General features: G+C 69.2%; 1 pseudogene. It reads left to right on the forward strand.

Annotated features, from left to right (window positions below):
- Nucleotides 1-442, forward strand: a pseudogene (locus tag ACLF3M_RS35425) (IS630 family transposase); the annotation flags it as partial.

The following is a 442-nucleotide window of genomic DNA, read 5'->3' on the forward strand; positions in this document are numbered from 1 at the left end:
CAGGCACGACAGGTGGGATCAGTTGCGCCTGGCCCGCTGGGTGGTGATCGTCGTTCAGCGCGCATCGAAGCCCATGCGGCGTTGATCCTCGACCTTCTCGAGCAGAAGTCCGACATCACGCTGGCGGAGATCCAGGCGGAGCTCGCCAAGGCCGGTGTGCCCGCGGGGATCGGGACGATCTGGCGCTTCTTCGACCGGCACCGGATCACGCGCAAAAAAAGACGGCGCATGCAGCCGAGCAGGACCGCCCGGACATCCTGAGGCGGCGCTGGGCCTGGTTCGAGAGCCAGCCCGACCTCGATCCCGACCGCCTGGTGTTCATCGACGAGACCTGGGCCTCGACGAAGATGGCCCGCACCCACGGCCGGGCGCCTCGCGGGGCGCGCCTGCGCTCGCCCGTCCCGCACGGACACTGGAAGACCACCACCTTCGTCGGCGCGCT

This window comes from Falsiroseomonas sp. HW251 (assembly GCF_050563545.1).
In the GTDB taxonomy this organism is placed as follows: Bacteria; Pseudomonadota; Alphaproteobacteria; order Acetobacterales; family Acetobacteraceae; genus Falsiroseomonas.